This window comes from Paenibacillus sp. FSL H3-0321 (genome assembly GCF_038002865.1).
In the GTDB taxonomy this organism is placed as follows: Bacteria; Bacillota; Bacilli; order Paenibacillales; family Paenibacillaceae; genus Paenibacillus_AQ.
This window is the reverse complement of sequence record NZ_JBBODH010000001.1, coordinates 7381282-7403819: the sequence shown is the minus strand read 5'-3', so window position 1 is coordinate 7403819 and position 22538 is coordinate 7381282. Positions and strand designations below refer to the sequence as shown.

At 47.4% G+C, this 22538-nt stretch carries 29 protein-coding genes, 1 tRNA gene and 1 other annotated feature; of the genes, 7 read left to right on the top strand and 23 right to left on the bottom strand.

The genetic code is table 11. The features are described from left to right. Positions 1 to 105 precede the first annotated feature (105 nt). Together MHI45_RS32725 and aroA are read right to left on the bottom strand one after the other, a co-directional pair. Complete coding sequence (locus MHI45_RS32725) at positions 106 to 540, bottom strand: CoA-binding protein (RefSeq protein ID WP_076112063.1); 435 nt, start codon at positions 538 to 540, stop codon at positions 106 to 108. 94 nt (positions 541 to 634) lie between these two features. Next, a complete protein-coding gene (gene aroA / locus MHI45_RS32720; protein WP_076112065.1) occupies positions 635 to 1927 on the bottom strand; it encodes a 3-phosphoshikimate 1-carboxyvinyltransferase in 1293 nt (430 codons plus the stop codon). Positions 1928 to 2039: 112 nt separating this feature from the next. Here aroA and MHI45_RS32715 point away from each other — a divergent pair, with 112 nt between their 5' ends. Continuing rightward, positions 2040 to 2348, top strand: coding sequence for a rhodanese-like domain-containing protein (locus MHI45_RS32715; RefSeq protein ID WP_076112067.1), 309 nt, complete (start codon positions 2040 to 2042; stop codon positions 2346 to 2348). Positions 2349 to 2373: 25 nt separating this feature from the next. On the opposite strand, the gene MHI45_RS32710 is transcribed toward MHI45_RS32715, so the two are convergent. From MHI45_RS32710 to MHI45_RS32700, 3 genes are all read right to left on the bottom strand, one after another. After that, entirely contained in the window at positions 2374 to 2916 is a 543-nt protein-coding gene (locus MHI45_RS32710) for a shikimate kinase (protein WP_038590433.1), read from the bottom strand. Between the two features lie 156 nt (positions 2917 to 3072). After that, entirely contained in the window at positions 3073 to 4485 is a 1413-nt protein-coding gene (gene gndA / locus MHI45_RS32705; protein ID WP_038590418.1) for an NADP-dependent phosphogluconate dehydrogenase, read from the bottom strand. A gap of 266 nt (positions 4486 to 4751) precedes the next feature. Continuing rightward, positions 4752 to 5348: a hypothetical protein gene (locus tag MHI45_RS32700; RefSeq protein WP_076112069.1), complete on the bottom strand. Its 597-nt coding sequence runs from the start codon at positions 5346 to 5348 to the stop codon at positions 4752 to 4754. 311 nt (positions 5349 to 5659) lie between these two features. Between MHI45_RS32700 and MHI45_RS32695 the strand changes: the two genes are divergently transcribed. After that, a complete protein-coding gene (locus MHI45_RS32695; protein ID WP_256718169.1) occupies positions 5660 to 5863 on the top strand; it encodes a DUF1054 family protein in 204 nt (67 codons plus the stop codon). A 106-nt stretch (positions 5864 to 5969) separates the two neighbouring features. On the opposite strand, the gene MHI45_RS32690 is transcribed toward MHI45_RS32695, so the two are convergent. Next, positions 5970 to 7259, bottom strand: coding sequence for an MFS transporter (locus tag MHI45_RS32690; protein ID WP_076112072.1), 1290 nt, complete (start codon positions 7257 to 7259; stop codon positions 5970 to 5972). A gap of 90 nt (positions 7260 to 7349) precedes the next feature. Between MHI45_RS32690 and MHI45_RS32685 the strand changes: the two genes are divergently transcribed. After that, complete coding sequence (locus MHI45_RS32685) at positions 7350 to 8825, top strand: aminotransferase class I/II-fold pyridoxal phosphate-dependent enzyme (RefSeq protein ID WP_076112074.1); 1476 nt, start codon at positions 7350 to 7352, stop codon at positions 8823 to 8825. Positions 8826 to 8945: 120 nt separating this feature from the next. Here MHI45_RS32685 and MHI45_RS32680 read toward each other — a convergent pair whose 3' ends face one another. Together MHI45_RS32680 and MHI45_RS32675 are read right to left on the bottom strand one after the other, a co-directional pair. Beyond that, entirely contained in the window at positions 8946 to 9269 is a 324-nt protein-coding gene (locus MHI45_RS32680) for a DUF1292 domain-containing protein (protein ID WP_019911532.1), read from the bottom strand. A 91-nt stretch (positions 9270 to 9360) separates the two neighbouring features. Further along, positions 9361 to 9912 (bottom strand): copper amine oxidase, encoded by a 552-nt coding sequence (locus MHI45_RS32675; protein ID WP_038590410.1) that lies wholly within the window; start codon positions 9910 to 9912, stop codon positions 9361 to 9363. A gap of 167 nt (positions 9913 to 10079) precedes the next feature. Between MHI45_RS32675 and MHI45_RS32670 the strand changes: the two genes are divergently transcribed. Beyond that, positions 10080 to 10817, top strand: coding sequence for an MBL fold metallo-hydrolase (locus tag MHI45_RS32670; protein WP_076112075.1), 738 nt, complete (start codon positions 10080 to 10082; stop codon positions 10815 to 10817). A gap of 114 nt (positions 10818 to 10931) precedes the next feature. Here MHI45_RS32670 and MHI45_RS32665 read toward each other — a convergent pair whose 3' ends face one another. The 3 genes from MHI45_RS32665 to MHI45_RS32655 form a co-directional block, all read right to left on the bottom strand. Beyond that, on the bottom strand, positions 10932 to 11168 hold the full coding sequence (locus MHI45_RS32665) for a DUF3892 domain-containing protein (RefSeq protein WP_076112077.1): 237 nt from the start codon (positions 11166 to 11168) through the stop codon (positions 10932 to 10934). A gap of 85 nt (positions 11169 to 11253) precedes the next feature. Then, the gene (locus MHI45_RS32660) at positions 11254 to 11697 is read right to left on the bottom strand and encodes a GNAT family N-acetyltransferase (protein WP_076112079.1); all 444 of its coding nucleotides are present in this window, start codon (positions 11695 to 11697) and stop codon (positions 11254 to 11256) included. Between the two features lie 82 nt (positions 11698 to 11779). Continuing rightward, on the bottom strand, positions 11780 to 11995 hold the full coding sequence (locus tag MHI45_RS32655) for a hypothetical protein (protein ID WP_076112081.1): 216 nt from the start codon (positions 11993 to 11995) through the stop codon (positions 11780 to 11782). A gap of 158 nt (positions 11996 to 12153) precedes the next feature. After that, positions 12154 to 12419: a binding site (T-box leader), on the top strand. A gap of 230 nt (positions 12420 to 12649) precedes the next feature. Here MHI45_RS32655 and metG point away from each other — a divergent pair. After that, the gene (gene metG, locus MHI45_RS32650) at positions 12650 to 14314 is read left to right on the top strand and encodes a methionine--tRNA ligase (RefSeq protein WP_076112083.1); all 1665 of its coding nucleotides are present in this window, start codon (positions 12650 to 12652) and stop codon (positions 14312 to 14314) included. A gap of 221 nt (positions 14315 to 14535) precedes the next feature. Further along, entirely contained in the window at positions 14536 to 14937 is a 402-nt protein-coding gene (locus tag MHI45_RS32645; RefSeq protein ID WP_076112085.1) for a hypothetical protein, read from the top strand. A 133-nt stretch (positions 14938 to 15070) separates the two neighbouring features. Here MHI45_RS32645 and MHI45_RS32640 read toward each other — a convergent pair whose 3' ends face one another. The 6 genes from MHI45_RS32640 to MHI45_RS32615 form a co-directional block, all read right to left on the bottom strand. After that, complete coding sequence (locus MHI45_RS32640; protein ID WP_076112086.1) at positions 15071 to 15292, bottom strand: aldo/keto reductase; 222 nt, start codon at positions 15290 to 15292, stop codon at positions 15071 to 15073. 31 nt (positions 15293 to 15323) lie between these two features. Further along, entirely contained in the window at positions 15324 to 15503 is a 180-nt protein-coding gene (locus tag MHI45_RS32635) for an aldo/keto reductase (RefSeq protein WP_083675736.1), read from the bottom strand. 122 nt (positions 15504 to 15625) lie between these two features. Next, the gene (locus MHI45_RS32630) at positions 15626 to 16363 is read right to left on the bottom strand and encodes a creatininase family protein (protein WP_076112088.1); all 738 of its coding nucleotides are present in this window, start codon (positions 16361 to 16363) and stop codon (positions 15626 to 15628) included. Positions 16364 to 16562: 199 nt separating this feature from the next. Then, positions 16563 to 17045: an NUDIX hydrolase gene (locus MHI45_RS32625; RefSeq protein WP_076112089.1), complete on the bottom strand. Its 483-nt coding sequence runs from the start codon at positions 17043 to 17045 to the stop codon at positions 16563 to 16565. 21 nt (positions 17046 to 17066) lie between these two features. Further along, positions 17067 to 17501, bottom strand: a complete 435-nt coding sequence (locus MHI45_RS32620; protein ID WP_076112090.1) for an NUDIX hydrolase — start codon at positions 17499 to 17501, stop codon at positions 17067 to 17069. 169 nt (positions 17502 to 17670) lie between these two features. Next, positions 17671 to 18207, bottom strand: coding sequence for a cupin domain-containing protein (locus MHI45_RS32615; RefSeq protein WP_076112092.1), 537 nt, complete (start codon positions 18205 to 18207; stop codon positions 17671 to 17673). A 136-nt stretch (positions 18208 to 18343) separates the two neighbouring features. Here MHI45_RS32615 and MHI45_RS32610 point away from each other — a divergent pair. Beyond that, a tRNA-Val gene (locus MHI45_RS32610) sits at positions 18344 to 18415 on the top strand. Positions 18416 to 18607: 192 nt separating this feature from the next. Here MHI45_RS32610 and MHI45_RS32605 read toward each other — a convergent pair. From MHI45_RS32605 to MHI45_RS32580, 6 genes are all read right to left on the bottom strand, one after another. Beyond that, on the bottom strand, positions 18608 to 19003 hold the full coding sequence (locus MHI45_RS32605; protein ID WP_076112094.1) for a LytTR family transcriptional regulator DNA-binding domain-containing protein: 396 nt from the start codon (positions 19001 to 19003) through the stop codon (positions 18608 to 18610). A gap of 16 nt (positions 19004 to 19019) precedes the next feature. Beyond that, complete coding sequence (locus MHI45_RS32600) at positions 19020 to 19154, bottom strand: cyclic lactone autoinducer peptide (protein WP_083675738.1); 135 nt, start codon at positions 19152 to 19154, stop codon at positions 19020 to 19022. Between the two features lie 2 nt (positions 19155 to 19156). Beyond that, positions 19157 to 19681 carry an accessory gene regulator ArgB-like protein gene (locus MHI45_RS32595; RefSeq protein ID WP_076112095.1) on the bottom strand — a complete coding sequence of 175 codons (525 nt, stop codon included), beginning with the start codon at positions 19679 to 19681 and terminating at the stop codon, positions 19157 to 19159. After that, the gene (locus tag MHI45_RS32590) at positions 19674 to 20303 is read right to left on the bottom strand and encodes a hypothetical protein (RefSeq protein WP_144024372.1); all 630 of its coding nucleotides are present in this window, start codon (positions 20301 to 20303) and stop codon (positions 19674 to 19676) included. The genes MHI45_RS32595 and MHI45_RS32590 overlap by 8 nt, the downstream gene beginning before the upstream one ends. Positions 20304 to 20639: 336 nt before the next feature. Beyond that, a complete protein-coding gene (locus tag MHI45_RS32585) occupies positions 20640 to 21851 on the bottom strand; it encodes a copper amine oxidase N-terminal domain-containing protein (RefSeq protein WP_076112097.1) in 1212 nt (403 codons plus the stop codon). A gap of 375 nt (positions 21852 to 22226) precedes the next feature. After that, entirely contained in the window at positions 22227 to 22514 is a 288-nt protein-coding gene (locus MHI45_RS32580; protein WP_076112099.1) for a hypothetical protein, read from the bottom strand. Between the last annotated feature and the right edge of the window lie 24 nt (positions 22515 to 22538).

Sequence of the window (22538 nt, the reverse complement as noted above, 5' to 3'; positions counted from 1 at the left end):
TATATACCTTCCTTCCCCACCTAGGTTAAAGGGTTCCGGGGTTCCGGGGTTCCGGGGTTCCAGAATTACGAGAGTACTGGATCCTCCCCGGACTCCCCCTGAATACTACTGCCGGCTGGGCCCGTGCATCGTGATCGCTTCCTCGACCTTGATGCAGCGGTCCATGATCGCCGTCATGCCATGCTCTGCGGCGATGTCAGCAGCCTCCTTGCTGATAATGCCCTGCTGGAGCCACAGCACATGTGCGCCGATATCAGCTGCCTCCTGCGCCACTTCGGCGCAGTATTCGCTGCGGCGGAACACATTGACAATGTCCACCGGCTCCGGTATTTCAGCCAGCGTATGGTAGCATTTCTCCCCTAGAATCTCACCGTCTACTGTAGGATTAACCGGAATAATCCGGTATCCGCGGCTCTGCATCGCATAAGCCACCATATAGGAGGTACGGTCCGATTTGTCAGAAAGGCCTACAACAGCAATATTACCTGCGGAAGCAAGAATATCACCGATTTGCTCCCGGGTTGGGTTCTCAAAGCTCATGTTTGTTACCCCTTTCGCTTTAGTGCCGAATCAGCAGGTGAAACCAAAACTTCCTATTATAAGCCGACTTCACCTGGATCAGCATCCTTTATTGTTATTGTACCCACTCCACATTTGCTCCAAGCGCGCGCAGGTGGTCGAAATATTGCGGATAGGACTTGGCGACATGATGGGCGTCCTTAATCAGCAGCGGCTTGCGGGCACGAAGGCCCACTACCGTCAGTGCCATGATTACCCGGTGATCATAATGCGCATTGATCGTTACTCCACCTTCGACACCCTCAGGCATGCCATGCACGATGATCTCGTCGCGGCGTTCCTCAACCTTAGCTCCGGCACGGGTCAGCTCCGCCAGATAGTCGGTAATCCGGTCGCATTCCTTGTAACGCAGATTCTCCACGTTGTAGAAACGTGAGGTCCCTTCAGCAAATACCGCCGCCGCCACCATCGCCAGCACGGCATCGGTTGCCGCATCGCCGTCGAATTCCACAGCCTTTAGAATGCCGTTTCCCTGTACATGTACTGTGCCGTCTTCGTGAGTAAGCGGTACTTCCATCATACGCAGCACATCCACAATTGCCCGTTCCCCTTGCTTGCTCTTCTCGGCAAGCCGGTGAATTTTCACATCCGATTGGGTGACAGCCGCTGCCGCAAGTACAGCCGCAGATCCCGGATAATCCCCCTGCACAGTGTAAGATTTGGCCGCATACGCCTGGCGCCCCGGCACCTTAAAGGACATATAATCGTCAGCAGCATGAACTACGATTCCTGCCTGCTCCAGCACCTCCAGCGTCTGGCCGACAACAACCTTCGACTTCAGATCATCCAGTACGATGATCTCGCTGTCCTCTTCAAGCAGCGGCGTCAGGAAGAGCAGTGCACTAAGATACTGTGAGCTTACTGCACCGGAGACGGTAACCCTGCCGCCAACCGGCTTGCCGCCGCGAATGGTAATCGGAAGTCTTCCATTATTATGCTCCACTTGAACACCAATCTGGCCGAGCGCTGCAATGAGATCGTCATGCGGGCGTTTGCCCAGAGAATCCGGGTACGTGTTCACGAAAGTCACCTCCGGGCTCAGCGCAGCTACAGCCATCAGAAAGCGCAGGACGGCCCCGGCATTCCCTACATTAAGTTCCTTGACGTCACGGGGATGCCGGCCAAAGCCTTGAATGACAATCTTCTCTTCATCCTCCGTAAGAACCGCTCCAAGATCGGCGATACATCTGCGGATCGCATCACTGTCCTCACTATGTGCAGGATAGTAGATCGTGCTGACGCCCTCGGACAGAGCGGCAACGAGCAGGTAGCGTGTAGTGTAATTTTTGGAAGACAAAGCTCCAAATTCTCCTTGCAAAGCTGGCGTCGGCCTAACAATAACGTCCATGATATAAGCGCTCCTTAGTTAATGTAGTTGATATATAGTGCTTCGTTTGACAGGCTATTCTCCACTTGTGTTATCATTAAACCAATCTTCCGATAGAAAAGAGGTCACAACCATGAATGAGATCCCCCAAATTACACCGCAGGAATTGCGGAAGCGTCTGGAGACAGGCGAAGACCTTGTATTGATAGACGTACGTGAAGATGATGAAGTCGCCTTTGGGATGATTCCCGGCGCTCAGCATATCCCAATGGGCGAGATCCCACAGCGCAAGGAAGATCTCCCGGCAGAAACCGAAATCGTCTTCATTTGCCGCTCAGGTGCCCGCAGCCAGCGTGTCTGCGAATATCTGCAGCAGTTCGGCTTCAAAGGCTCCAACCTCAGCGGCGGAATGATTGAATGGAATGAAAGTGCAGAGGCGTAAGCCGCACACAAGTATACTTAAAAGCTCAACCGCGGTAATGCATTAAAATATGCTGCGACACTTCTGCCGCACTCAGCTCCGAAGTATCGACTGTGCAATGCGCGAAACGGTAAGCCTCCCGGCGCTGCTCCATGATGGTGCGGACCCTTTCCTGCGCGTTGCCAGCGAGCAGCGGCCGGTTCTGATCTCCGCTGACGCGGGATAAGATGACTTCTTCCGTGGCCGTAAGCGCCACAACAAGCCCTTTTTCCAACATCATCTCGGCATTCCCTGGAGCCAGTGCTGCACCTCCGCCTGTCGAAATAATTCTGCCCTCTCCTTCAAGCATCCGCTGAAGTACTGCAGTTTCAACCTTCCGGAAATACGTTTCACCGCCATCTGCAAAAATATCGGCAATGCTCCGGCCTTCACTCTCTATAATGACATGATCCAAATCAACCAGTTCAAAGCCCAGTTCCTCCGCCAGCATGGCACCCACTGTTGACTTGCCCGTGGCCATCATTCCTACAAGGATAATATTTTTATGCAAGGTATTGAAACTCTGTTGTTGTTCTAACTCCCCAGTCATGACTACCCTCCAACCGCGACATTTGTCATATCATAACACAGGGTGAAAACTTTGCACAATGCGATTCCCGTCCTGCAGATTCCGAAAAAAAAGGCCCGAAAGCCTCCCGGGTGCGGGAAGCCGTTCGGGCCGCTGTTTGCAGCTGAGCCAAATAACCTATTCAGCTAGCCAGTTGTGGTGGAAGACGCCTTCCTTGTCCACACGTTGGAAAGTATGGGCGCCGAAGTAGTCACGCTGTGCTTGCAGCAGATTCGCAGGCAGGCGTTCCGTACGGTAGCTGTCATAGTAGGCCAATGCACTTGCGAATCCCGGAACCGGAACCCCTTGAGTTACAGCAGCGGCAACAACCTTGCGCCATGCGGATTGGTACGAACCCATGATGTCTTTGAAGAACGGATCCAAGAGCAGGTTCTTCAGCTCTGGATTGGTTTCATAGGCATCGGTGATATTCTGGAGGAAACGGGAGCGGATAATGCAGCCGCCGCGCCAGATTTTGGCCAGACTGCCGTATTTCAGATCCCAGCCGTATTCGTCGGAAGCTACGCGCAGCTGCGCAAAACCTTGTGCATAGGATACGATTTTGCTCGCGAACAACGCTTTGCGCACATTTTCGATAAATTCTGCTTTGTCCCCTTGGAAAGGCTCGGTTTCCGGTCCGCTCAGCACTTTGCTGGCTTCTACACGCTCATCCTTCATTGCAGACAGGAAGCGGGAGAATACGGATTCGGTGATCATGGACAGCGGCACGCCAAGATCGAGCGAGCTCTGGCTTGTCCATTTGCCTGTTCCCTTTTGGCCGGCGGCATCGAGGATAACGTCAACCATCGGTTTGCCGGTTTCTTCATCATATTGTGCAAAAATATCCGTTGTGATTTCGATCAGATAGCTGTCAAGCTCGCCGCTGTTCCACTCTTTGAAGATGCTGTGCAGTTCTTTGGCATCCAGACCAAGCACATCCTTCAAAAGCTGGTAAGCTTCGCAGATCAGCTGCATGTCGCCGTACTCGATGCCGTTGTGCACCATTTTCACATAGTGTCCAGCACCGTCCGGTCCGATATATGTACAGCAAGGCTCTCCGTCCACTTTGGCCGAAATTGCCGTAAGGATAGGTTCAACAAGCTTATATGCACTTTCTTGACCGCCTGGCATAATGGAAGGTCCTTTAAGCGCGCCTTCTTCACCGCCGGAAACTCCGGTACCGATGAAACGAAAACCTTTTTCTTCCAGTTCTTTGCTGCGGCGAACCGTATCAGGGAAATAAGCGTTACCGCCGTCGATAATAATATCGCCTTGGTCAAGATGCGGCAAAAGCTGCTCAATTGTGGCATCGGTAGCTTTACCCGCCTGAACCATGATCAGAATTTTGCGCGGTACTTCGAGTGACTCTACAAACTCTTCAATGGAAAAAGTACCCACCAGATTTTTGCCTTCCGCTTCGGCAATAAGATCATGTGTCTTCTCCGGGGAACGGTTGAATACCGATACGGTAAAGCCTCTGCTCTCGATGTTAAGAGCCAAATTTTTACCCATTACCGCTAAGCCAATAACGCCGATTTGTTGTTTTGCCATCTGGTCCTCCACCCTTTGCATCCTATATTTTTGTGAAATCCATTTCTCGCAGTATAAGAATACCACCCTTTGTCAGATACAGCAAAGTTCCGCCTGCGAAATAGAGAGCAATTTCATTGACAAAGTCCTTAAGTTGCAGGAAATTGCTCACAATGACTATTTTAACGTTTTTACCGCCAGAAGTGAACCCCTGTCCACAAGTTGAAATACAAAGTTAAGGGCACCCCTGCTGAGGGATGCCCTTAACCAAATGAAGCCGATCTTTGCTACCATTCAAGCATATTCAGTTCCCGCTGCAAAAAGCTGAGCTCCGCCATACAGGACTCTGCAAGTGCAGCGTCTTCACTGCGAAGGGCCTCATTCAACCGGTCCAGCTGTTCATCAACCTCAATCCTCCGCTGGCGGATCCGTTCTTCTCCTTCACCGGAGTAAAAAAGCTTTGTCAGCTCCTGATCCGTGAGCATCGGCCCTTTCTGATACAGGACACGCTGCTGATACCCTGAAATTTCCACCAGACGGATCACTTCACCAAATAAAATATTCTCAATGATAATCTGGCGGTCGCGGAAACGTTTGACTACGGCATGCCCTCGCATATCGCCAATCAGCTTCTCCATCCATTCGGACAGGCGCGCATCACGGATCATATAATCGCCCACCAGCTTGTAGCCATCCTTAATCCGCTGGAAGCGGAGCTTTACCAGCTTGCGGCCGGTGCGCACCGAAATCAAAAAAACACTTTCATTCTCACTCCAGTAAAGGGAATAGCCATCCTTTATCAAGTCCTTGATAAGATCCTGTATATGCTGTCGGTCAAACCGCAGCTCCAGATTGCAATACTCCACTTCGTCGTTTTTGTTCACGGCACTCCCCCCCTAACAGCTTTGCTTCTGCAAAACCAGCTTTATTAGCTTTTTTCCTAGGTAAAATTGACTGCCGGACCTCCACTTGCGATACTTTACTTTGCGTTCGTCTTACTCTTATTTTATACTTCATTTTATGTAGCGGTAACTTGGTTTATTGACTATTTTTACCCGTTTCCTGCTAATCCCAAACGCTTCCCGCTGTTTTTACTGGATTTAGAGGCTTTGAGATGGAAATATGCTGCAGCTGCAGCAATTTCAGCAATCCTTATATGCATGCTAATCTATCTTTTGAACAAGGAGACGCTATAATGCCATTTCAAGGATTTACACATGATGATTTTGAAGTATTTCAAATTGAGGGGCGTAAGCTGAAGGAAGTCAAGAAAGCCGAGATTACGTGCGGTCTGCGGATCGACAAGGATGATCCGATTCTGTCGGATGAGGACAAGCTCCTTGAGCTTATTCAGCAGACCTTCGAGATGCTGCTGCCCCTGTACCGTATGTCCTTCTAGACACATACATAGTCTATGGCTGCAATAAAGCCGCAGGCAGACGGATGAATTCATTCCGTCAGCCTGCGGCTTATTTGGTGTCACCGATCGGTTTAACCCCCCCAGCTCAGCTAGTTCCTGTCTTTAATTTTGTCCGATGGACAATAAGCAGATGCAGTCCGAAGAGCAGCACCATCACAAATGAGCTGGCCAGAAAAGGAGCACTATGGCTGACTGAATCCCACAGTCTGCCTGACAGTACAGGGCCTGCTACCATGCCGGAGCCTTGGAGTGTCAGGAAAAGGCCCCATACGGTCCCACGCTCCCCCTTAGGCACCTGGAAAGCAATAAAGGCGTTCCAGGCCGGAAGAATAAGCGCATAACTTACACCAACCAGTGCAACGGCGCAGAAGGCCAGCGGCAGCCAGCGCACCTGGGAGAAGAAGGCCAGTGAACCGGCTGCCAGCAGAAATCCGATGTTCAGAAACACTGTAGTCCCGATCCTGTCCACCAATTTCCCGGCGGGAATGAGCGCCAGCACTGTGATCCCCCCACCGGCAATGAGCAGCAGGCTGAACTGATTCGGCGTGACATGCAGCTCTGAATGGGCAAACAACGTAACTACCGGTGTCATAAGGCCGATGGCAAAAGCCTGCAGAAATAATGCCGGGAACAGAAGCCGGCTTACCTTCAGCGAGCTTCTAACCGCGTGCATCGTCCGCTTGAGGCTCTGCAGCGGCTGAAACGGCCTGCGCTGTTCCACAGGAGCTTCTTCACTGTGGATGTCACGCACAACATGGGGAGCATGGCCACCAATTTTGGACGGGAGCAGCAGGGCAACGGCAGCAACGGCAGCTGCACATCCCATAAGCACAAGAAATACCGTGCGGTAGCCTTGACCGCCATGATCCATCAGAAAATTCATGGTGATCGGCCCGATCCCGGTTCCGGCCAGCGAGGCCATCTCTACTGCGCCCATCGCCGCACCGCTGCTGCCGCTCTTCGTAGAACCGGCCAGCTCCGTAATCCCTGTCATTGTGCAAGGCCACAGCGGCGATGTTCCAATGCCCAGAATCAGGCAGGCTATGGATAAACTGACCGCATCTTTGGCATAGACAATCATTCCTACCGCTACTACCAGCAGCAGCAGGGCGCCCGTCATTGTCCAGCGGTAGCCGATACGCTCCATCACCCAGCCGAACGGGCTGCGGAAGAGGTTGTCCCCCAGATATTGCAAGGCAAAAGCAAAGCCTACCACCGTTACCGACAAGCCGAGGATATTCTCCATATACACAGGCAGGAGGGCGACAAGCAGCGAGCCTTTCACAAATTCCACCAAAAAGATAATAGCCCACATTTCCATAATGAAGGGCGAGGCCAAGCTGATATGCATACGTTGTGCTACTTTGCCAGACATTAGATCACATCCTAGTATTATGTTGATTGATTTGTTATACTGATGCTTGCTTGAAAAAAAACTATTCGCGAAAGGTTGTGACAGCATTAAATGGATCAACACCGTACTCCCCTCTTCACTGCTCTCAAAAAGCATGCCGCTGGAAACCCAGTTCAATTTCATATTCCCGGGCATAAGAAGGGGCTAGGAACCGATGCCGAATTCCGTGAGTTTATCGGCGATAACGCTCTATCCATAGATTTGATCAATATCGCACCGCTTGATGATCTTCATCAGCCTACCGGCGTAATACAAGAAGCTCAGAAGCTGGCTGCGAAGGCTTTCGGCGCCGACTATACGTATTTTAGCGTACAGGGCACGAGCAATGCCATCATGACTATGATCCTCTCTGTCTGCTCAGAAGGAGACAAAATAATTGTGCCGCGGAACATTCACAAATCCGTGATGTCGGCAATTATTTTCTCCGGAGCCAAGCCTGTTTTCGTCTCACCTGTACAGGATGAGAATCTTGGGATAGACCACGGCATTACCACCAGCTCGCTGGAACGAGCATTAAGGCGCCATCCGGACGCCAAAGGAGTTCTAGTAATCAATCCAACGTATTTTGGCGTATGCGCTGACCTGCGTTCGATTGTTGACCTGGCCCACAGCTACGGGGTTCCCGTATTGGTGGACGAGGCACATGGAGTATTGATTCATTTTCATGAGGATCTTCCAGTATCAGCCATGCAGGCCGGTGCCGATATGGCGGCAACCAGCGTTCACAAGCTGGGCGGCTCCATGACGCAAAGCTCGGTGCTTAATGTGAATGCCAAAACCGGGCTGGTCAACCCGCAGCGGGTACAGACGATTCTCAGTATGCTGACGACAACTTCCACCTCATATATTTTGCTTGCGTCACTGGATACTTCCAGACGCAATCTGGCTCTGAACGGCCATGAAATGGCCGAGAGAACAATAGCCTTGTCCAATTATGCCCGGGAGACCATCAACAACATCGACGGTCTGTACAGCTTTGGCAGAGAGATTCTTGGCACAGAGGCCACCTTTAATATTGATCCAACCAAGCTTAACATTCATGTCCGCCATTTGGGAATAACCGGTTATGAAACAGAAAACTGGTTGCGCCAAAAGTATAACATCGAAGTAGAACTAAGCGACATGTATAATATTCTTTGCCTGATTACGCCTGGTGATACCCAAGATTCCGTAGATAAGCTGCTTTCCGCCCTGCGGGTATTGTCAGCCATCCATTACAGCAAAGGTGAGATCTATGAGCTTAAGGTGCAGGTGCCGGAAATTCCACAGCTTGCCCTTATTCCAAGAGATGCCTTTTATGCGGATACTCAGGTAGTTCCGTTCCGCGAATCCGCAGGTTATATCATTGCGGAATTCATCTATGTTTATCCTCCGGGCATTCCGATTTTGCTCCCCGGTGAAATAATTACCCAGGATAACATTGATTATATCATCGACCATGTGGAAATCGGGCTGCCGGTCAAAGGTCCGGAGGACCGCAGCATCAACTTTGTCAAGGTAGTCGTGGAAGCTGATCCGATCTCTTGATCGGCCAGCCTTCCACAAAACATAGGCATTCATACAAAAACCCGATACTTAGGTATCGGGTTTTTGCATGCAAGCCTCAGTGCTGAATTCATGCAACCTCAGGCTGTGCTACACTGAAATCTATTCTTGCTGGGCAAGCAGCTCGTTGTAAGCTTCTTCAACGGCTTTCCATTCAGCTTCATCTTCAATGTTGTAAAGCACCATCTCTTCATCTTCTTCTTCCATGCGCAGAATGATGCCATCCGCTTCAGGGTTTTCGCGTTCCAGCAACAGCGCGTATAATTTCTCGCCCACATCGAACGTTTCTACCAGCACCATTTCTACATCTTCGCCCTGCTCGTTCGTCAAGGTCAGCACAAACTCCTCGTGCTCATGGTCGTGATCATGTCCGCAACCGCATGCTTCACCATGTTCATGGCCATGCTCATGTTTGTGATCGCTCATTGAAATACCTCACTTTGAATTGAATTATCCTACATTTGGTATCGTAACACGTATGATAAGTTCAGGTCAATTTGAGGGAGGTGCAAAATACCTAATCTAGTGCAGTGATTACCTTCTCTGACACAAGTACGTAATCTACATTCTTGGAGGCTTTAATATAGAAGCCCACACGGTACTTCCCGGACTCTTTAAAATCATAGGTGAACTCCGAGGTGGAGAACCAGAAATCTTCTTTTTTCGAACCGCCCAGCTCCTGCGACTGAATGTCCTTCACATTTCCCGATGGATCGGTAATGGCTACTTTTACTGCTGCGATGCTATCTGTCAAGCTGTCCACCTGTGACAACACCTTAAATTTGAGTTTTCCGATATTCACGTTACCAAATACATCATCGCCCTTATACAGAATAATCTGTACATTCGGCTTAAGAATGGTCACTTTGCCTGAACCGTCCCAGTTCACGACGCCTCCAGCTTCCCTGGCCGGGATATAAGCCTTGCCATCAATCAAATAGCCGCCATCGGCCATTTCCTTCCCATTGCTCCATACCCTGATTTTCTGATTTACAGCGTCCGCGAACAATAATGAACTTCCCATCAGGGAAAATACAACTACGCACAGAGCAACTTTTTTCCACCTCATAAGCAGAGACCCTCCAAATAATTCATGCTGTTAATATATACTGCCAAGGGTGACACAAGTTGCGCCGAAGTGAGATGAAAATTTCATTTCTGTCATCAAAATGTTACTATATTGAAAATAAAACGTTAACCTGCTTTGGCAACAATTAGAACTGGGGGATTTTCGGTATGACTATACAACTGCAAATGATAGGTACGGGTGATGCTTTTTCCAATAACTACTATAATAACAACGGGCTGCTGCTGGATGGCAACTTCTCGCTTCTCATAGACTGTGGTGCTACGGCCCCGCTCGCCATGCATCAATTAGGGAGATCGTTCCGTGAGGTGAACGCGACGCTAATCACACATATCCATAATGATCATGTCGGCGGACTGGAAGAGCTGGCACTAGAGTTGATGCAGGATAATAACCGGAAAATGCAGCTGCTGTTGTCAGCGACACTGGTCAAACCGCTGTGGGATCACATCTGCAAGAGCGCTCACTCAAAGGAAGGCCGTGCAGATTCCCTCGAAGAAATGTTCAATATAACTGCCCTGCGTCCAGGTGAGTCTTATACCCTTTCCCCGGAAATTACACTGCAATTGATTCTCACCCCGCATATTCGCGGCCGGGACAGCTACTCGCTGCTGCTGAATGATGATATCTTTTACAGCGCCGATATGACCTTCCAGCCTGAGCTGCTGATCAAGCTTGTCCGCAAGCATGGCGTCCGGAAGATTTTTCACGACTGTGAGCTCAGCGGATCGGGTCAGGTTCATACTACACTCCGGGAACTGATGTCTTTGCCTGATGATGTACGCAAGCTGATCTATTTAATGCATTACAGCGACCGGAAGCCTGAATTTGAGGGGATGACCGGTGACATGGAGTTTCTTGTACAGCATGAGATATATGAGCTTTGAGGTTCAGTTTTGCGTATCTTTATTTTCCGCAGTTTATAACCTTGAAGCTGTAAAAAAGCCGGACAGGCAGTGTCAACTGACACTGCCTGTCCGGCTGTTCTTATCTATGCGGTTTTAGAAGTGCGGCAGCTGATCCAGATTATTCGTGGGATCGCCATCCGCATCGCCACGGATGTATAGTTCGCCATCTCTGCCTTTGAACACATTCACTCCGGCTATGCTTCCCGCTTGAACCTCCTGCAGCGCTTGCTGGTAGTCCAGCACACGTCCTGAAGAGGTCTGGAACTTCATCAGGTCGCCGTCACCGTTTCTTTGGGCCGCTGTAAACCGTTCGCGTTCATTGTTCATCACTTAGGATCTACTCCTTCGCGCTTGGATTGGCCATTAGGCTCAACTCTAGCTTGCCCTGCTAACGAAAGAATATGTACTTTGAGGTTTACAGCGTTTTCTGCATTCTCACATGCAAAATACCCGCATCATAGAATGGCTCTGGAGAGATCACTTCATACCCCAGCTTGTTATAAAAGTCTTCCGCCTGGCATTGTCCATCAAGGATGGATGATTCGAGGCCCAGCTCACGGGCAAGCTCCTCCAGTGCCAACAGCAGGATACGCCCGTATCCCTTGCTGCGGTAGTCTTTGTCGACTGCTATACGCTGCATTTTCGCAGTGCCTGCTTTATAATAAATCAATCTTCCGGTAGCTACCGGGAGACCCTCATCCATCAGCAAGATATGATGCACATTGTCGCCGATTACATCATACTCATCAATTTCCTCTTCTTCCGGTACCTTTTGCTCTTCAACAAATACTTTTTTGCGGATGTCCAGTCCCATCTGGAGCTGTTCATCTGTCGTTACATGTACGATTTCCGCCGCCATACTTCCACAGGTCTCCTCTCTTTATATAAAAACGATAGTTGACCCATTATACAGAATTTTTATTACGCTGTGAAGAGCGCCTTTATTCAACCGAATAGACCTCAGTGGAAATCGAACGGTCGTATACATCCTCCAATACAGGCGATAAAGGGCTGTCTAAACCTTCAGGCTTTCCATCCAAGCCAGTCATGCTCTGGATCTCCACAACACTCGGTGCCTGATAGGATGAAGCACATCCAACTGCCGCCAGAAGCAGAATTATACACACTACCGCTTCCCATATCTTAATTTTGCGCATCTTTTCCCTCCTATCATCTTCTGCTCTACACAGCTTTGACGATTCGTGAGGTTATTAAACTGATTCGCGGTCTTTGTTGAATCCAGATTCAAAAACCGCATTAATCGCTTGACTTCTACCGCCTTCCTCCCGTAAGATAACCATTAATTAGGATAACCACAAAAGCTAAGAAGAGAAAGAGTACCTTGGCCAATCTTTCACAGAGAGCTCCGGCCGCTGAAAAGGAGCAAAGAAAATCCAAGGGAATATGGTCTCTGAGCTGCGCATCGAACCCCTCCAGAAGGGTTGTAGGCTGCGCCGGAACCCGCATCCGTTATCGTGCTAGGGTATACCCGCGAACAGCGGACGTACCTGAAGAGGTGAATGCCGCAAGGCATTGATGAAGTTGGGTGGTAACACGTGAGCACAGGCTCTCGTCCCTTTTGGGGACGGGAGTCTTTTTTGTTGCCCAAAAATGCTTCTGGAGCGAGTTTTGTTGGAAGGGAATTCAAGGAGTAACGCTCACAAAACTTGAGCATATGCTTCCGAAGCGAGTTTTGTTCGAAGGACATTCTGGGAGTAACGCTCACAAAACTTGAGCATATGCTTCCGAAGCGAGTTTTGTTCGAAGGACAATCTGGGAGTAATGCTCACAAAACTTTAGGAGGAGATAAAATGTCCAATATCTTTATCGGAGGGGCGTGGCCTTACGCCAATGGCTCTCTGCATCTGGGAAGGCTGGCAAGCATTCTGCCCGGTGACATTCTGGCCCGCTACCACCGGGCTAAAGGTGATCGGGTGCTGTATGTGTCCGGCAGCGATTGCCATGGAACACCGGTTGCTGTCCAGGCAGCCAAAGAGGGCGTAACGCCGGGCGAATTCGCCGACCGCTATCATGAGGAATTTGTGGAGTGCTTCGGCAAGCTTGGTTTTACTTACGATTTATACACGCGGACAGATCAGGAAACCCACCACACGGTCGTTCGTGAGCTATTTCTTAAACTTCTGGACAACGGGCACCTGTACAAAAAGACAACACTCCAGTGCTACTGCGAGCAGGATCAGCGGTTTCTACCCGACCGGTACGTGGAGGGAACGTGTCCGGTCTGCGGGCAGCAGGCACGCGGTGATCAGTGCGATTACTGCTCCACCCTGCTCGACCCGTCCGATCTGCTGGACAGATCCTGTAAAATCTGCGGAACCCCTCCGGTGCTGCGGCCTACAGAGCATTACTATCTTTCTCTTTCAAGCTTTCAAAAGGAACTGGCAGACTATGCAGCATCATCTCAGGGCTGGAGGGATAATGCCGTCCGGTTGACTCAGCGTTATCTGCAAGAGGGACTTCAAGACCGCGCGGCTACCCGTGATCTCGATTGGGGCGTGGATGTGCCGGTAGACGGATTCACCGGCAAAAAAATCTACGTATGGATCGAAGCGGTCAGCGGCTATCTGTCCGCCAGCAAGCAGTGGGCCGCAGAGACAGGAAACCGCTGGGAGGATTTTTGGCTGGAGAATCGCGACAGCATCGATGAGGATGGCAAGACAACCGCTTATTATGTACATGGGAAAGACAACGTGCCTTTTCATAGTCTGATTTGGCCGGGTATACTATTGGGAGCGGGCGGACTGCATTTGCCTGACCGTCTGTTTGCCTGCGAATACATGACACTGGAAGGGCAAAAATTCTCTACCAGCCGCAACTGGGCGGTCTGGGTACCGGATATTCTCAGCCGCTATCAGCCGGATTCAATCCGGTACTTCCTGATTGCAAACGGCCCCGAGAAGCGTGATACCGACTTCTCCTGGAGGGAGTTCATCCACAGCCATAATGGCGAGCTGCTCGGCGCCTTCGGCAATTTTGTAAACCGCAGCCTGGCCTTCATAAATAAAGCCTTCGGAGGTTATGTGCCGGACGGAATACTGGAGCCTAAGTGGAGAGCGAACTTCGACAACTTATACGCTGAAGCCGGCAGGCTGATCGAATCCGGGCGTTTTAAGGAGGCTCTGGAGTTTATCTTTGGTTATATTCGCCAAGCCAATAAATACTTTGATGAACAGAAACCCTGGCTGCAGATCAAGGAAGACCGCAACGCCTGCGGAGATACCCTCTACACCTGCGTACAGATCATTGCTAATCTGGCTAATCTGCTGAATCCGTTCATTCCTTTTTCCTGTGATGAGCTCCGCACCTTCTTGTCCCTTGATGAGGCTGGATGGCAGCAGTCCTCTGTTCCGGCAGGACAAACCATCAATGAACTGAAGCTGCTCTTCGAACGCATTGATACTGTACGGATTGAAGAGGAAACAGCCCGGCTGGAGAGCCAGATGCTAAGTAACTAATCCTTATTACACCTGCTGGCTATATGGCGGAGGATGAGTTTAGTATGTAGTAGGCAGCCTCCGCCTGTAAGTTGCAACTTTTTATTCGGGATGATATCAATTCTATTAAAGGTGAAACTATGAGAAAAACTCTAACTCTAGTTCCAATTTTATGTATATTACTTTTTCTGCCTTCTTCTTCTTTTCTAATGAAGCATTCCTTTCGGAGCGCCGACTGGGGAATGAGCATTACCGAGGTGAGGGAAAGCGAAACGTTGGATTTTAAAGAGCTCGGCGATGGTGCTCTAAAGATTCTGCAATATAAATATCCGTCACCGGAATTTGACGATGCTTGGGTGTACTATTTGTTCCCGGAACAGCAGAACCACAAGTTAGGCGGCGCCGGTTACATCTATTATATACAGGATCAAGAGGCCAGAGCAGCACTCGTCCGGAAGCTGTCGGAGAAATACGCGGGCATCTACGGTGTAGGGCAGTATAGCAATGATGCCAATTTTCAACGGTATTACTGGAATTTACCCGACAAGAGGCTGAACATTTACAACGATTTCGGAGCAGAAGCGGCGGCTCAGTTCTACTATGATTATGAATTCATTGAAACTATCAATGCAGGAACACAATAACTGGTACCGTCTCTCCAAAAAAGCCGATTTTTCTATAGCCCGGTTGATATCGTAAGGCTGTAGAAAAAAACGGCTGTACCGCAAAAGACCACTGTATTCCTCATGCTTTCTCTAATTCTACCGGTTATCCAGGTTAATTCTGGCCGGGAAACCGCCCGCCGGCTGCTGCCCCCTTCGGTGAGATGTTTTCGATTTGGGCAAGCTCTTCCGCCGACAGGGATACCTGAAGCGCTCCGAGGTTCTCCTTCACTCTATCCAGCCGCTTTGTCCCCGGGATCGGAACAACATTGTCGCCCTGCGCCAACAGCCAAGCCAGAGCAAGCTGTGAAGTCGTGCAGCCTTTTTGTACAGCCATCGCTTCAATCAGGGAGACGACTTCAAGGTTTTTAGTGAGTATGCGTCACCCCGAATTTGGTCGCAATTACAGCCTTATCCCTGCGCCCTTTAAGCGCCCGCCCCAGCAGGTATTCCTCACCATAAAGATCTGCTGTATCAAAAAGTGTCACACCCAGCTCCAGCGATCCACGGATCGTATCTACCGAATCTTCATTAGCAGCAGCTTTCAGGGAGTTAGGGCGTCTATTTCATTGTGCAAGCCTACGCGTTACGCGTCCCCGCAGTGTCAGAATAAAAAAAGTGCCCGAACAGTCATAAACACAACTGCTGCGGACACACTTTTGTGCAACTTTTACTGAGCTAGATCAATTTCCTGCAGCATTGCTGCAATGGCTTCAACGGAGCCGTTCCACAACTTCTCGCCAAGATCCCTATTGGCATGGGTTGGGTCACCTATAACGCCTGTTGTGGAATATTTGCCAAAATCCAGATTGGGATCATCCCATTCCGGCTCGCTGCTGCCAGGATTAAAGATCTGCGCTTCCCTAATATCCTCAGGATGTTTATAAAGTCCCAGCGAAGTAGTGAAGCTGTCTGCATGACCACCCGGAATGTCAGGATCAGCATGCCTGCACCAGATCTCATGAAACGGATGATGGGGAATATCGACCTTGGCTTTCCCCTCATATTCCTGATTGAACCTTACTGCCACATTGCCCAGCAAGTGACCGCCACAGCCGCGAAAAATAACCAGCTGCCTAAAGCCTTGGTCCACCAGGGAAGTCAGAACAGCGTATATTACATCTTCATACAGCTTCTGCGGAATATCGATAAAGCCGTATCCAAAGCTGCGGTGCTCCGGCGTAGGTCCAAAAGGAATTGTCGGTATCACCAGGGACTTGACTCCGTATTTCAGCTTGGCCTGCTGCGCTGCTTCAATGGACAGCTCTGTGGCCAGCCAGGTATCAAAATCAACGGTGGAGTGTGGACCCTGCTGCTCCGTACAGCCCGTCGGAATAATTGCCAGATAACCTTCCGCTGCTTTTTCTTTAATTTCCAAAAAGGTGAGTTTTCCGTATTCGACTGTCATTTGAATTTCCCCTTAGGTTGTCTAATAGTAAATAGTCGAAGCGAGGTGTTTGTTTATGCGCAGATTTTCATTGTGGCTGCCCCTCGGAACCTTTCTTGCCGCAGGAATTCTTTTGGATTTCCTGATCCATACCCTTAACGAGAAAAGAAGGCTAGCTGCAGCCATCGAAGTGAAGAATAGCAGGATTGCCACGCTGGTTCTATATCTTCCGTTTCAGCGAGACGGCAAACTCTGGTTTGGTCTCATAGGCCATGTAGGATACGATCCCTGCAAAATCCAAATAAGCCTGATAACGCGTGCGGATCGCCATGCTTGTGATCTTGTCCAGCACAAGCTCCTTAGCCACCCAGCAGCTTTCCGACGTTTCCTCTGAAACGGCAAGTTCTCCGCCCACCGGCTTACATACATAATCCAGCATTACTTTCGTCGGAACATCGGTGATGCCGTCATGCCATTTGTACATTCCGGTATTCGAATACACTCCGATCAGGTGAGAGACCTCGGTGTCTATTCCGCTTTCTTCCTTGATCTCCCGGATGAGTGCATCCATCAGATTCTCTCCGGCCTCTACTTGCCCCCCAGGGAACACCCAGCCACCATGAAACGTTTTGACCAAAAGCACTTCTCCCTGCTCATTCTCCACGATCCCGCCGACAGCCACAATATGAGTTGGCATAGCCATGTTATTGACCTCCCATGATCTTTATAGTTGAATATTGCACTGCTCAGCAAATTCATTGACTTTGGACAGCAATACAGGATAGATCATCGGATAGGTTAACTCTTCCGGTACCTCCGTGAACCCGCATATTTCTTCCATTTCATAAGCCGGCAATTGTCCGAACTTATTAACGGTGGCCAGGTAGAGCTTTCCGAAACTATCCGGCATTGACTCTCCGGTAACCGAATAAATACTTATTGGAAATAACGTATAGTCTTCCGCTCCTGTCTCTTCATACAGTTCTCTTGCCGCTGCTTCATCAGGCGTTTCATTCTCATCAATATGTCCACCTGCAAATTCCCATGTGGTACGACCACGCTGCCGAGCTAATATCCACTGCTCATTATGCCTTACGATAATAACGACGTAGGTTAGATTTTCCTCCTTTATTCCCGTCTCGTGTATAGTAACTTTCATTCACAAGCATCTCCTTAGACGGCAAAACCGATAGAGTTTTGGTGGATTACCGGATGTGACGTTCCTATTATCTCTGGTTTTTAACCTATGTATAGAATATCTTGATATTTCTTCCAAAAGTTTCTTCTATTATATAAAAGAAGCATTCATAAGTCCGCCGGCAAAAGAATCACTCACCACCGTCTTCTCCCCGCTTCTCCTCACCCTTGCCCGGAGCGTTCAATTGCGCCCATATCTCCCGGGTCAAATGTTCGCCTTTATAATAGTCCACCCTATCCTCCGTTTCATACAGCTCCTCATACGGCAAAATATTGATTTTCCCGGAGTCAGGGTATTCCGCAACATCCAACCCGTTATTCGTCCGTAAATCGAGATAGCGGCAAGGCGTCTCCGTATGATTGAACAGCTGATGCGCACCTGATGGACCGGTTTCGAAAAATATCGTATCGCCCTCATGGACTTCCTGTAACCCGGCGGGAGTTCTTAACATAGCACTGCCCGCCATAATCACAAACAGCTCTTCAGCATTTCTATGAAAGTGATACGGATACGAGTACTTGCCCGGGTCCAATGACCGGATATCAAAAATCAAATGCTTCGCCCCTACCATCCCCGCCAGCTTCTCGCTGGTGTGCCAAGCAAATTCCGGAACCGGAGACTGCCTTTGTTTAAAAGAGATATTCTGTTCATTAAAAATGGTCGCCATGGAATCACTCCCTACGCAAAAGTTAATTTAATCCGAGCATAGAGACTATGGAACAAGTTGTAAGTGAGTAAATTCATATGCCGTGAAAAAAACATTGCCATCTCCTCACATCCTGTGGTATTATAAATTTCGTTGCAGGACGGTAGCTCAGCGGGAGAGCACTATCTTGACAGGGTAGGGGTCATGGGTTCGAACCCCATCCGTCCTATACTGCATCACTACGTAAAACTCCTTATTTTATAAGGAGTTTTTCTTTTTCTATTCCCCACTCGCATTGGGGACGGAATTTTTCGCTTATAAAAACAACCACTCATGTCAGAGTGGTTGTTTTTATAAGTCTGATGCGATTGATAATCAATTTATATGTTTTATCCTGAGTGATTATTTTAGAAAAAAAGAGTTACCATAAAGGCAACTCAATGAAATTGATTTTTGTAGTTGTTAAATTAATATTTTTTCTGACTTCTTTGTATCCTTTTTCAGAAAGGAAACACTTTTGCTCGACTCCTGATAAATTTTCCCCGAAGTAGGCCACATGAAACGACTTATCCACTTGAAAGATATTAGAAACATGAATCAATGTGTTTCTGTCTGCTAGCACGAAGTTATATCCCGATGCCTCTAGAGTGCTTAGCCAGTATTTCAATGTGCCGACTGTATAGTAAACTCCTTCTATCGTGTGGACGAGTATCCTATATATGTCTCTCTCAAATTCCATATAATTAATTTTAGGTATTTCAAGAGAAAACAACCCGGTAATGCCTTTTGGGTCTTTATTCACGGATATGATACTCAAACGGACCACTCCAGTATTATTTAAGTAGTTCTTCTGGAACCTCAGGTTGATGCACATACAACGCACTGTTTGTATTTGCAATGAATAACGCTACCATCGATAAGCATGTCGCCAAACCAGACGCGATTCGAACATTCGCTTTTTTCAACATTTTTACTTCACCTCCTTTCTGGCAATTAATAGACTTAGAGATTGAGCAAAATAACTCACGGCTATAGCAGATGAACAAATTATGACATTTGTAGCAACCAAGACCAGACCGATTATTTTAAGCTTCGGATAGTGACGCTTGGGAATTCTAGTCTGCTTTTCAATCCCAATAGGCGCTAACCACAAGATGATCAAAAAACTGATTGCATTCATAACCTGTACAACTAATAAATTTAAGTTAATAAACGATAGCGCAGTAAACAATGTCGTAGTAAATATGACACATGCTACACCCGACTTAAGGTGAACACCGCCCGACGATTGCCGTAGTAATGCAAAAGAAACTAATATCGTTGAAGCTTCAGAGAAATTACCTGTGAGCAAAGATATCGCAAGTGTAATGACAATGATAAAAACAATATTTAGCACAACCTCTAATGCATACTTTAGAACCGCTTGCGATGCGGGGTGATCAGGAACAACTTTTTTTATGTTGTAGGCTATCCTCTCAGATATACGATCAATCATTTTCTTTTTCCTTCCCAGTAGAGTAATAAATGAAGAAAATTGAGATCACTAAAAAGAACAATATATTCAAATAAATTTCGTTGTAGTATAAAAGAATTGAGATTCCAATTAGGAAAATTATGATGATCGTCGTTAAAAAAATATCTTCTAATTTAAATCGAAGTTTCTCTATGTCAAAAGTAAAGCCTTTGCCTTTTCTGTAGTAGTGCCAAAAAAAGGAGCAAATAACTACGGAGGTAAGTACTTGTAATATGTATCCATTGCTTTTATTCCCTTCTATTGCTCCTATTGAACCGAATAAGATAAGTACAATAACAGTTTGTATGACTGCAAAAATAGCATATCCTGATATAGTTGCAACAACGGACAGTATGAGGGGCATCCTAACAACTGCAGCAAAAAACAATATGAATATTACTATCAATATTAAAGGTGCGATATTGCTCATATCAAGCTCTTTCCTCACCAAATAGCTCTGCAAATTTATTATTAAAGTAACAAACAAGGCTTGCCAAGCATGATGTTTCCACTTGAATCTAAAGAGCGACATAATCAAATAATAAATAGACATGAGTTCAATAGTCGAAAAGAACATGAAAAGCATTGGCTCCCATGGCAACACACAACACCGCCTGACATTATTTTCATTCAATGCATTAATTATAAATCCGAAATAGAGTTACCGTATACTACTTATTTACTACGAAATAGGTCCGCTTCCTCATGATAATTGATCGTTACGTTTTACTCGCTCCTTTCTGTTCTGACTCTCAATATCCCTTATCCCTCCCGCGTATGCCCGCCGATAGATTTTTTTGAATTATTTGTAAGTCAGTAGACCAGAAGACGAAGAAATCCCGCCAGCTCAAAAAGCCCGGCGGGTTATCATATCGTTGGGTCAAACACACGAAACCAAGGCGGATAAGCTAAACATCAAATATCCATTCAAGAGCGGCGTTCATCCCTCTAGAGCATCATTTATATATTGAACAAACAATTTGTCCGAGAACAGAACAACCTTATTGTCCTTCGTCAGCATATAGATGCTTTTAGCATCAGCACTTACATACGCAGTAGTCACATAATAATAGGGATTATTTGCCCCTACAAAACACACTTCGATAACATAGTAATTTTGCTTATTGATTGTCTTAATCTCACCATCATCCATAAGATTAGGTTCATTTCCAAGAAGGGATATAACTTTTTTATCAAGAACTTCTAAAGCTTTTACTCTCAAAGAAACAGCATTCATATTTTCTGAGAAAGCTTTGTCAGAGAAACCTGCAACTTGATGCTCTTTATTCAACATGAGGAAAGTTTCTCCATCTACACTGACATACACAGTGGTAACAACATAAGAGTTAAAATATTTTTCATCTCCTATTTCAACATTAAAAGCGTAGTATTTGTTCCCGTTGATTATTTTTATCTCATCGTTGTCGTCAATAGTTAGTTCCTGTGACTGAGCTTCTATCTTTGCTTCCAAAACTTCAAGGGCATTTCTTCGAGATATACTTTGAAAAGCTCCATCAGAATTAGAATAATAAAGCACTTCACCGTTGTACTTATCAACAAGGTACACACCGTTATTGTAACCGTCCAGATTAACGCTATAGTATCTTAGAAGCTCCTGCCCCTTGATTTTTGCTGTGCTGTTATCTCCATCTATAAAGCCCTTAGCTTTTTGTAATGCTTCAGCTTGCGTTGTAACTACCTCACTAGCCGCATGCTTCGATTCGATAGCTACGGTCTTCCACACATCTTTCCATACCACATCTGTATTCATTCCTTTGGAAATTAACTGAATGGGCACCATCATGGTATTGTTGATGTTCTGCGGCGGAACCTCAAGAGCAAGCTTCTTACCGTTCGTATAGGCCGTTTTTTGCCCCAAAGTAAAAGAAACCTCGAAGGAACCGCTTTTGATCACAATCGGCTTCTTAGCAGACTGGAATTTAATAGTAGCATTTAAAGCTTCAGTGACAGCACGCATAGGTACCATTACCCGGCCATTTTTATAAACGGCTGGCTGGTTCATGTTTAAAAGCTGACCATTCACCATTACTTGGATTGTCTGATTCATGTCGGCATGTACATAACTACCTGTGCCAGCGGAAGCCAAAATCAAACACATGATAAATAGCACTCTTTTTACTATATTTCTCATTACGAAAACTCCTTTGTTTCAAAATGATTTGACTATGTGTATGTATAATATTTTGCCTAGTACTTGTATGGTTTCGTTCACTATTGATCGGCTCAAACAACTTCTAAATAATATCGCAAAGACTCCTCATATTTTCTGATCCGTTTATTTTGCGCTCCCTCCCCCTAGTTGTTCAATAAGCATACAAAATGTGCCAATATACGTCAAAGATATGATTAATTCTTATAGTACGTTCGGAACTGCTTCATACATGGGGCTTCTTGATTCTTCATGATGTCAGCAGCCGAATAAACAATAACAAACCCGTCAGGACAAGCCCGGCGGGTTATGATACACATGCTCTACATTCAAATCTATCTATTGTCGTTTTTAAAACTAGAAATCAGCAGTAGCAATTTGAATTGAACCCGTAGCAGGACCAGCAGCTGTGGTCTGGAGAGCCGCTGCCAACAGCAAAGCAACTTCCAGCGTGAGGCTATTGACTGGAGGTATTTCATAAGTGATAACAGGAGCATTGACACGTGTAACTACAAGAAGGATCGGAAACGGACCGTTGTTATTAACGGTAATTGTAGCATTTGCTCCATTGTTCAAGTTTTCAAAATAAGATTTACCAACATTGGTAGCCAGAGAGTAAAACTGCTGAGGTAAGAGAATCGACATAAGAATCACCTCCTAGAACTAGAT

What these genes read in the sequence shown, in the direction of transcription:
- MHI45_RS32715 (WP_076112067.1), top strand. Translation starts at nt 2,040, where the DNA reads ATGAATGAGATCCCCCAAATTACACCGCAGGAATTGCGGAAGCGTCTG.
- MHI45_RS32675 (WP_038590410.1), bottom strand. Translation starts at nt 9,912, where the DNA reads ATGAGGTGGAAAAAAGTTGCTCTGTGCGTAGTTGTATTTTCCCTGATG.
- MHI45_RS32630 (WP_076112088.1), bottom strand. Translation starts at nt 16,363, where the DNA reads ATGACAGTCGAATACGGAAAACTCACCTTTTTGGAAATTAAAGAAAAA.
- MHI45_RS32585 (WP_076112097.1), bottom strand. Translation starts at nt 21,851, where the DNA reads ATGAGAAATATAGTAAAAAGAGTGCTATTTATCATGTGTTTGATTTTG.
- MHI45_RS32690 (WP_076112072.1), bottom strand. Translation starts at nt 7,259, where the DNA reads ATGTCTGGCAAAGTAGCACAACGTATGCATATCAGCTTGGCCTCGCCC.
- MHI45_RS32580 (WP_076112099.1), bottom strand. Translation starts at nt 22,514, where the DNA reads ATGTCGATTCTCTTACCTCAGCAGTTTTACTCTCTGGCTACCAATGTT.
- MHI45_RS32685 (WP_076112074.1), top strand. Translation starts at nt 7,350, where the DNA reads ATGGATCAACACCGTACTCCCCTCTTCACTGCTCTCAAAAAGCATGCC.
- MHI45_RS32680 (WP_019911532.1), bottom strand. Translation starts at nt 9,269, where the DNA reads ATGAGCGATCACAAACATGAGCATGGCCATGAACATGGTGAAGCATGC.
- MHI45_RS32725 (WP_076112063.1), bottom strand. Translation starts at nt 540, where the DNA reads ATGAGCTTTGAGAACCCAACCCGGGAGCAAATCGGTGATATTCTTGCT.
- MHI45_RS32645 (WP_076112085.1), top strand. Translation starts at nt 14,536, where the DNA reads ATGAGCATTACCGAGGTGAGGGAAAGCGAAACGTTGGATTTTAAAGAG.
- MHI45_RS32595 (WP_076112095.1), bottom strand. Translation starts at nt 19,681, where the DNA reads ATGATTGATCGTATATCTGAGAGGATAGCCTACAACATAAAAAAAGTT.
- MHI45_RS32640 (WP_076112086.1), bottom strand. Translation starts at nt 15,292, where the DNA reads ATGGCTGTACAAAAAGGCTGCACGACTTCACAGCTTGCTCTGGCTTGG.
- MHI45_RS32695 (WP_256718169.1), top strand. Translation starts at nt 5,660, where the DNA reads ATGCCATTTCAAGGATTTACACATGATGATTTTGAAGTATTTCAAATT.
- MHI45_RS32710 (WP_038590433.1), bottom strand. Translation starts at nt 2,916, where the DNA reads ATGACTGGGGAGTTAGAACAACAACAGAGTTTCAATACCTTGCATAAA.
- MHI45_RS32600 (WP_083675738.1), bottom strand. Translation starts at nt 19,154, where the DNA reads ATGTTGAAAAAAGCGAATGTTCGAATCGCGTCTGGTTTGGCGACATGC.
- MHI45_RS32660 (WP_076112079.1), bottom strand. Translation starts at nt 11,697, where the DNA reads ATGGCGGCGGAAATCGTACATGTAACGACAGATGAACAGCTCCAGATG.
- MHI45_RS32655 (WP_076112081.1), bottom strand. Translation starts at nt 11,995, where the DNA reads ATGCGCAAAATTAAGATATGGGAAGCGGTAGTGTGTATAATTCTGCTT.
- gndA (WP_038590418.1), bottom strand. Translation starts at nt 4,485, where the DNA reads ATGGCAAAACAACAAATCGGCGTTATTGGCTTAGCGGTAATGGGTAAA.
- MHI45_RS32625 (WP_076112089.1), bottom strand. Translation starts at nt 17,045, where the DNA reads ATGGCTATGCCAACTCATATTGTGGCTGTCGGCGGGATCGTGGAGAAT.
- MHI45_RS32670 (WP_076112075.1), top strand. Translation starts at nt 10,080, where the DNA reads ATGACTATACAACTGCAAATGATAGGTACGGGTGATGCTTTTTCCAAT.
- MHI45_RS32615 (WP_076112092.1), bottom strand. Translation starts at nt 18,207, where the DNA reads ATGGCGACCATTTTTAATGAACAGAATATCTCTTTTAAACAAAGGCAG.
- aroA (WP_076112065.1), bottom strand. Translation starts at nt 1,927, where the DNA reads ATGGACGTTATTGTTAGGCCGACGCCAGCTTTGCAAGGAGAATTTGGA.
- MHI45_RS32620 (WP_076112090.1), bottom strand. Translation starts at nt 17,501, where the DNA reads ATGAAAGTTACTATACACGAGACGGGAATAAAGGAGGAAAATCTAACC.
- metG (WP_076112083.1), top strand. Translation starts at nt 12,650, where the DNA reads ATGTCCAATATCTTTATCGGAGGGGCGTGGCCTTACGCCAATGGCTCT.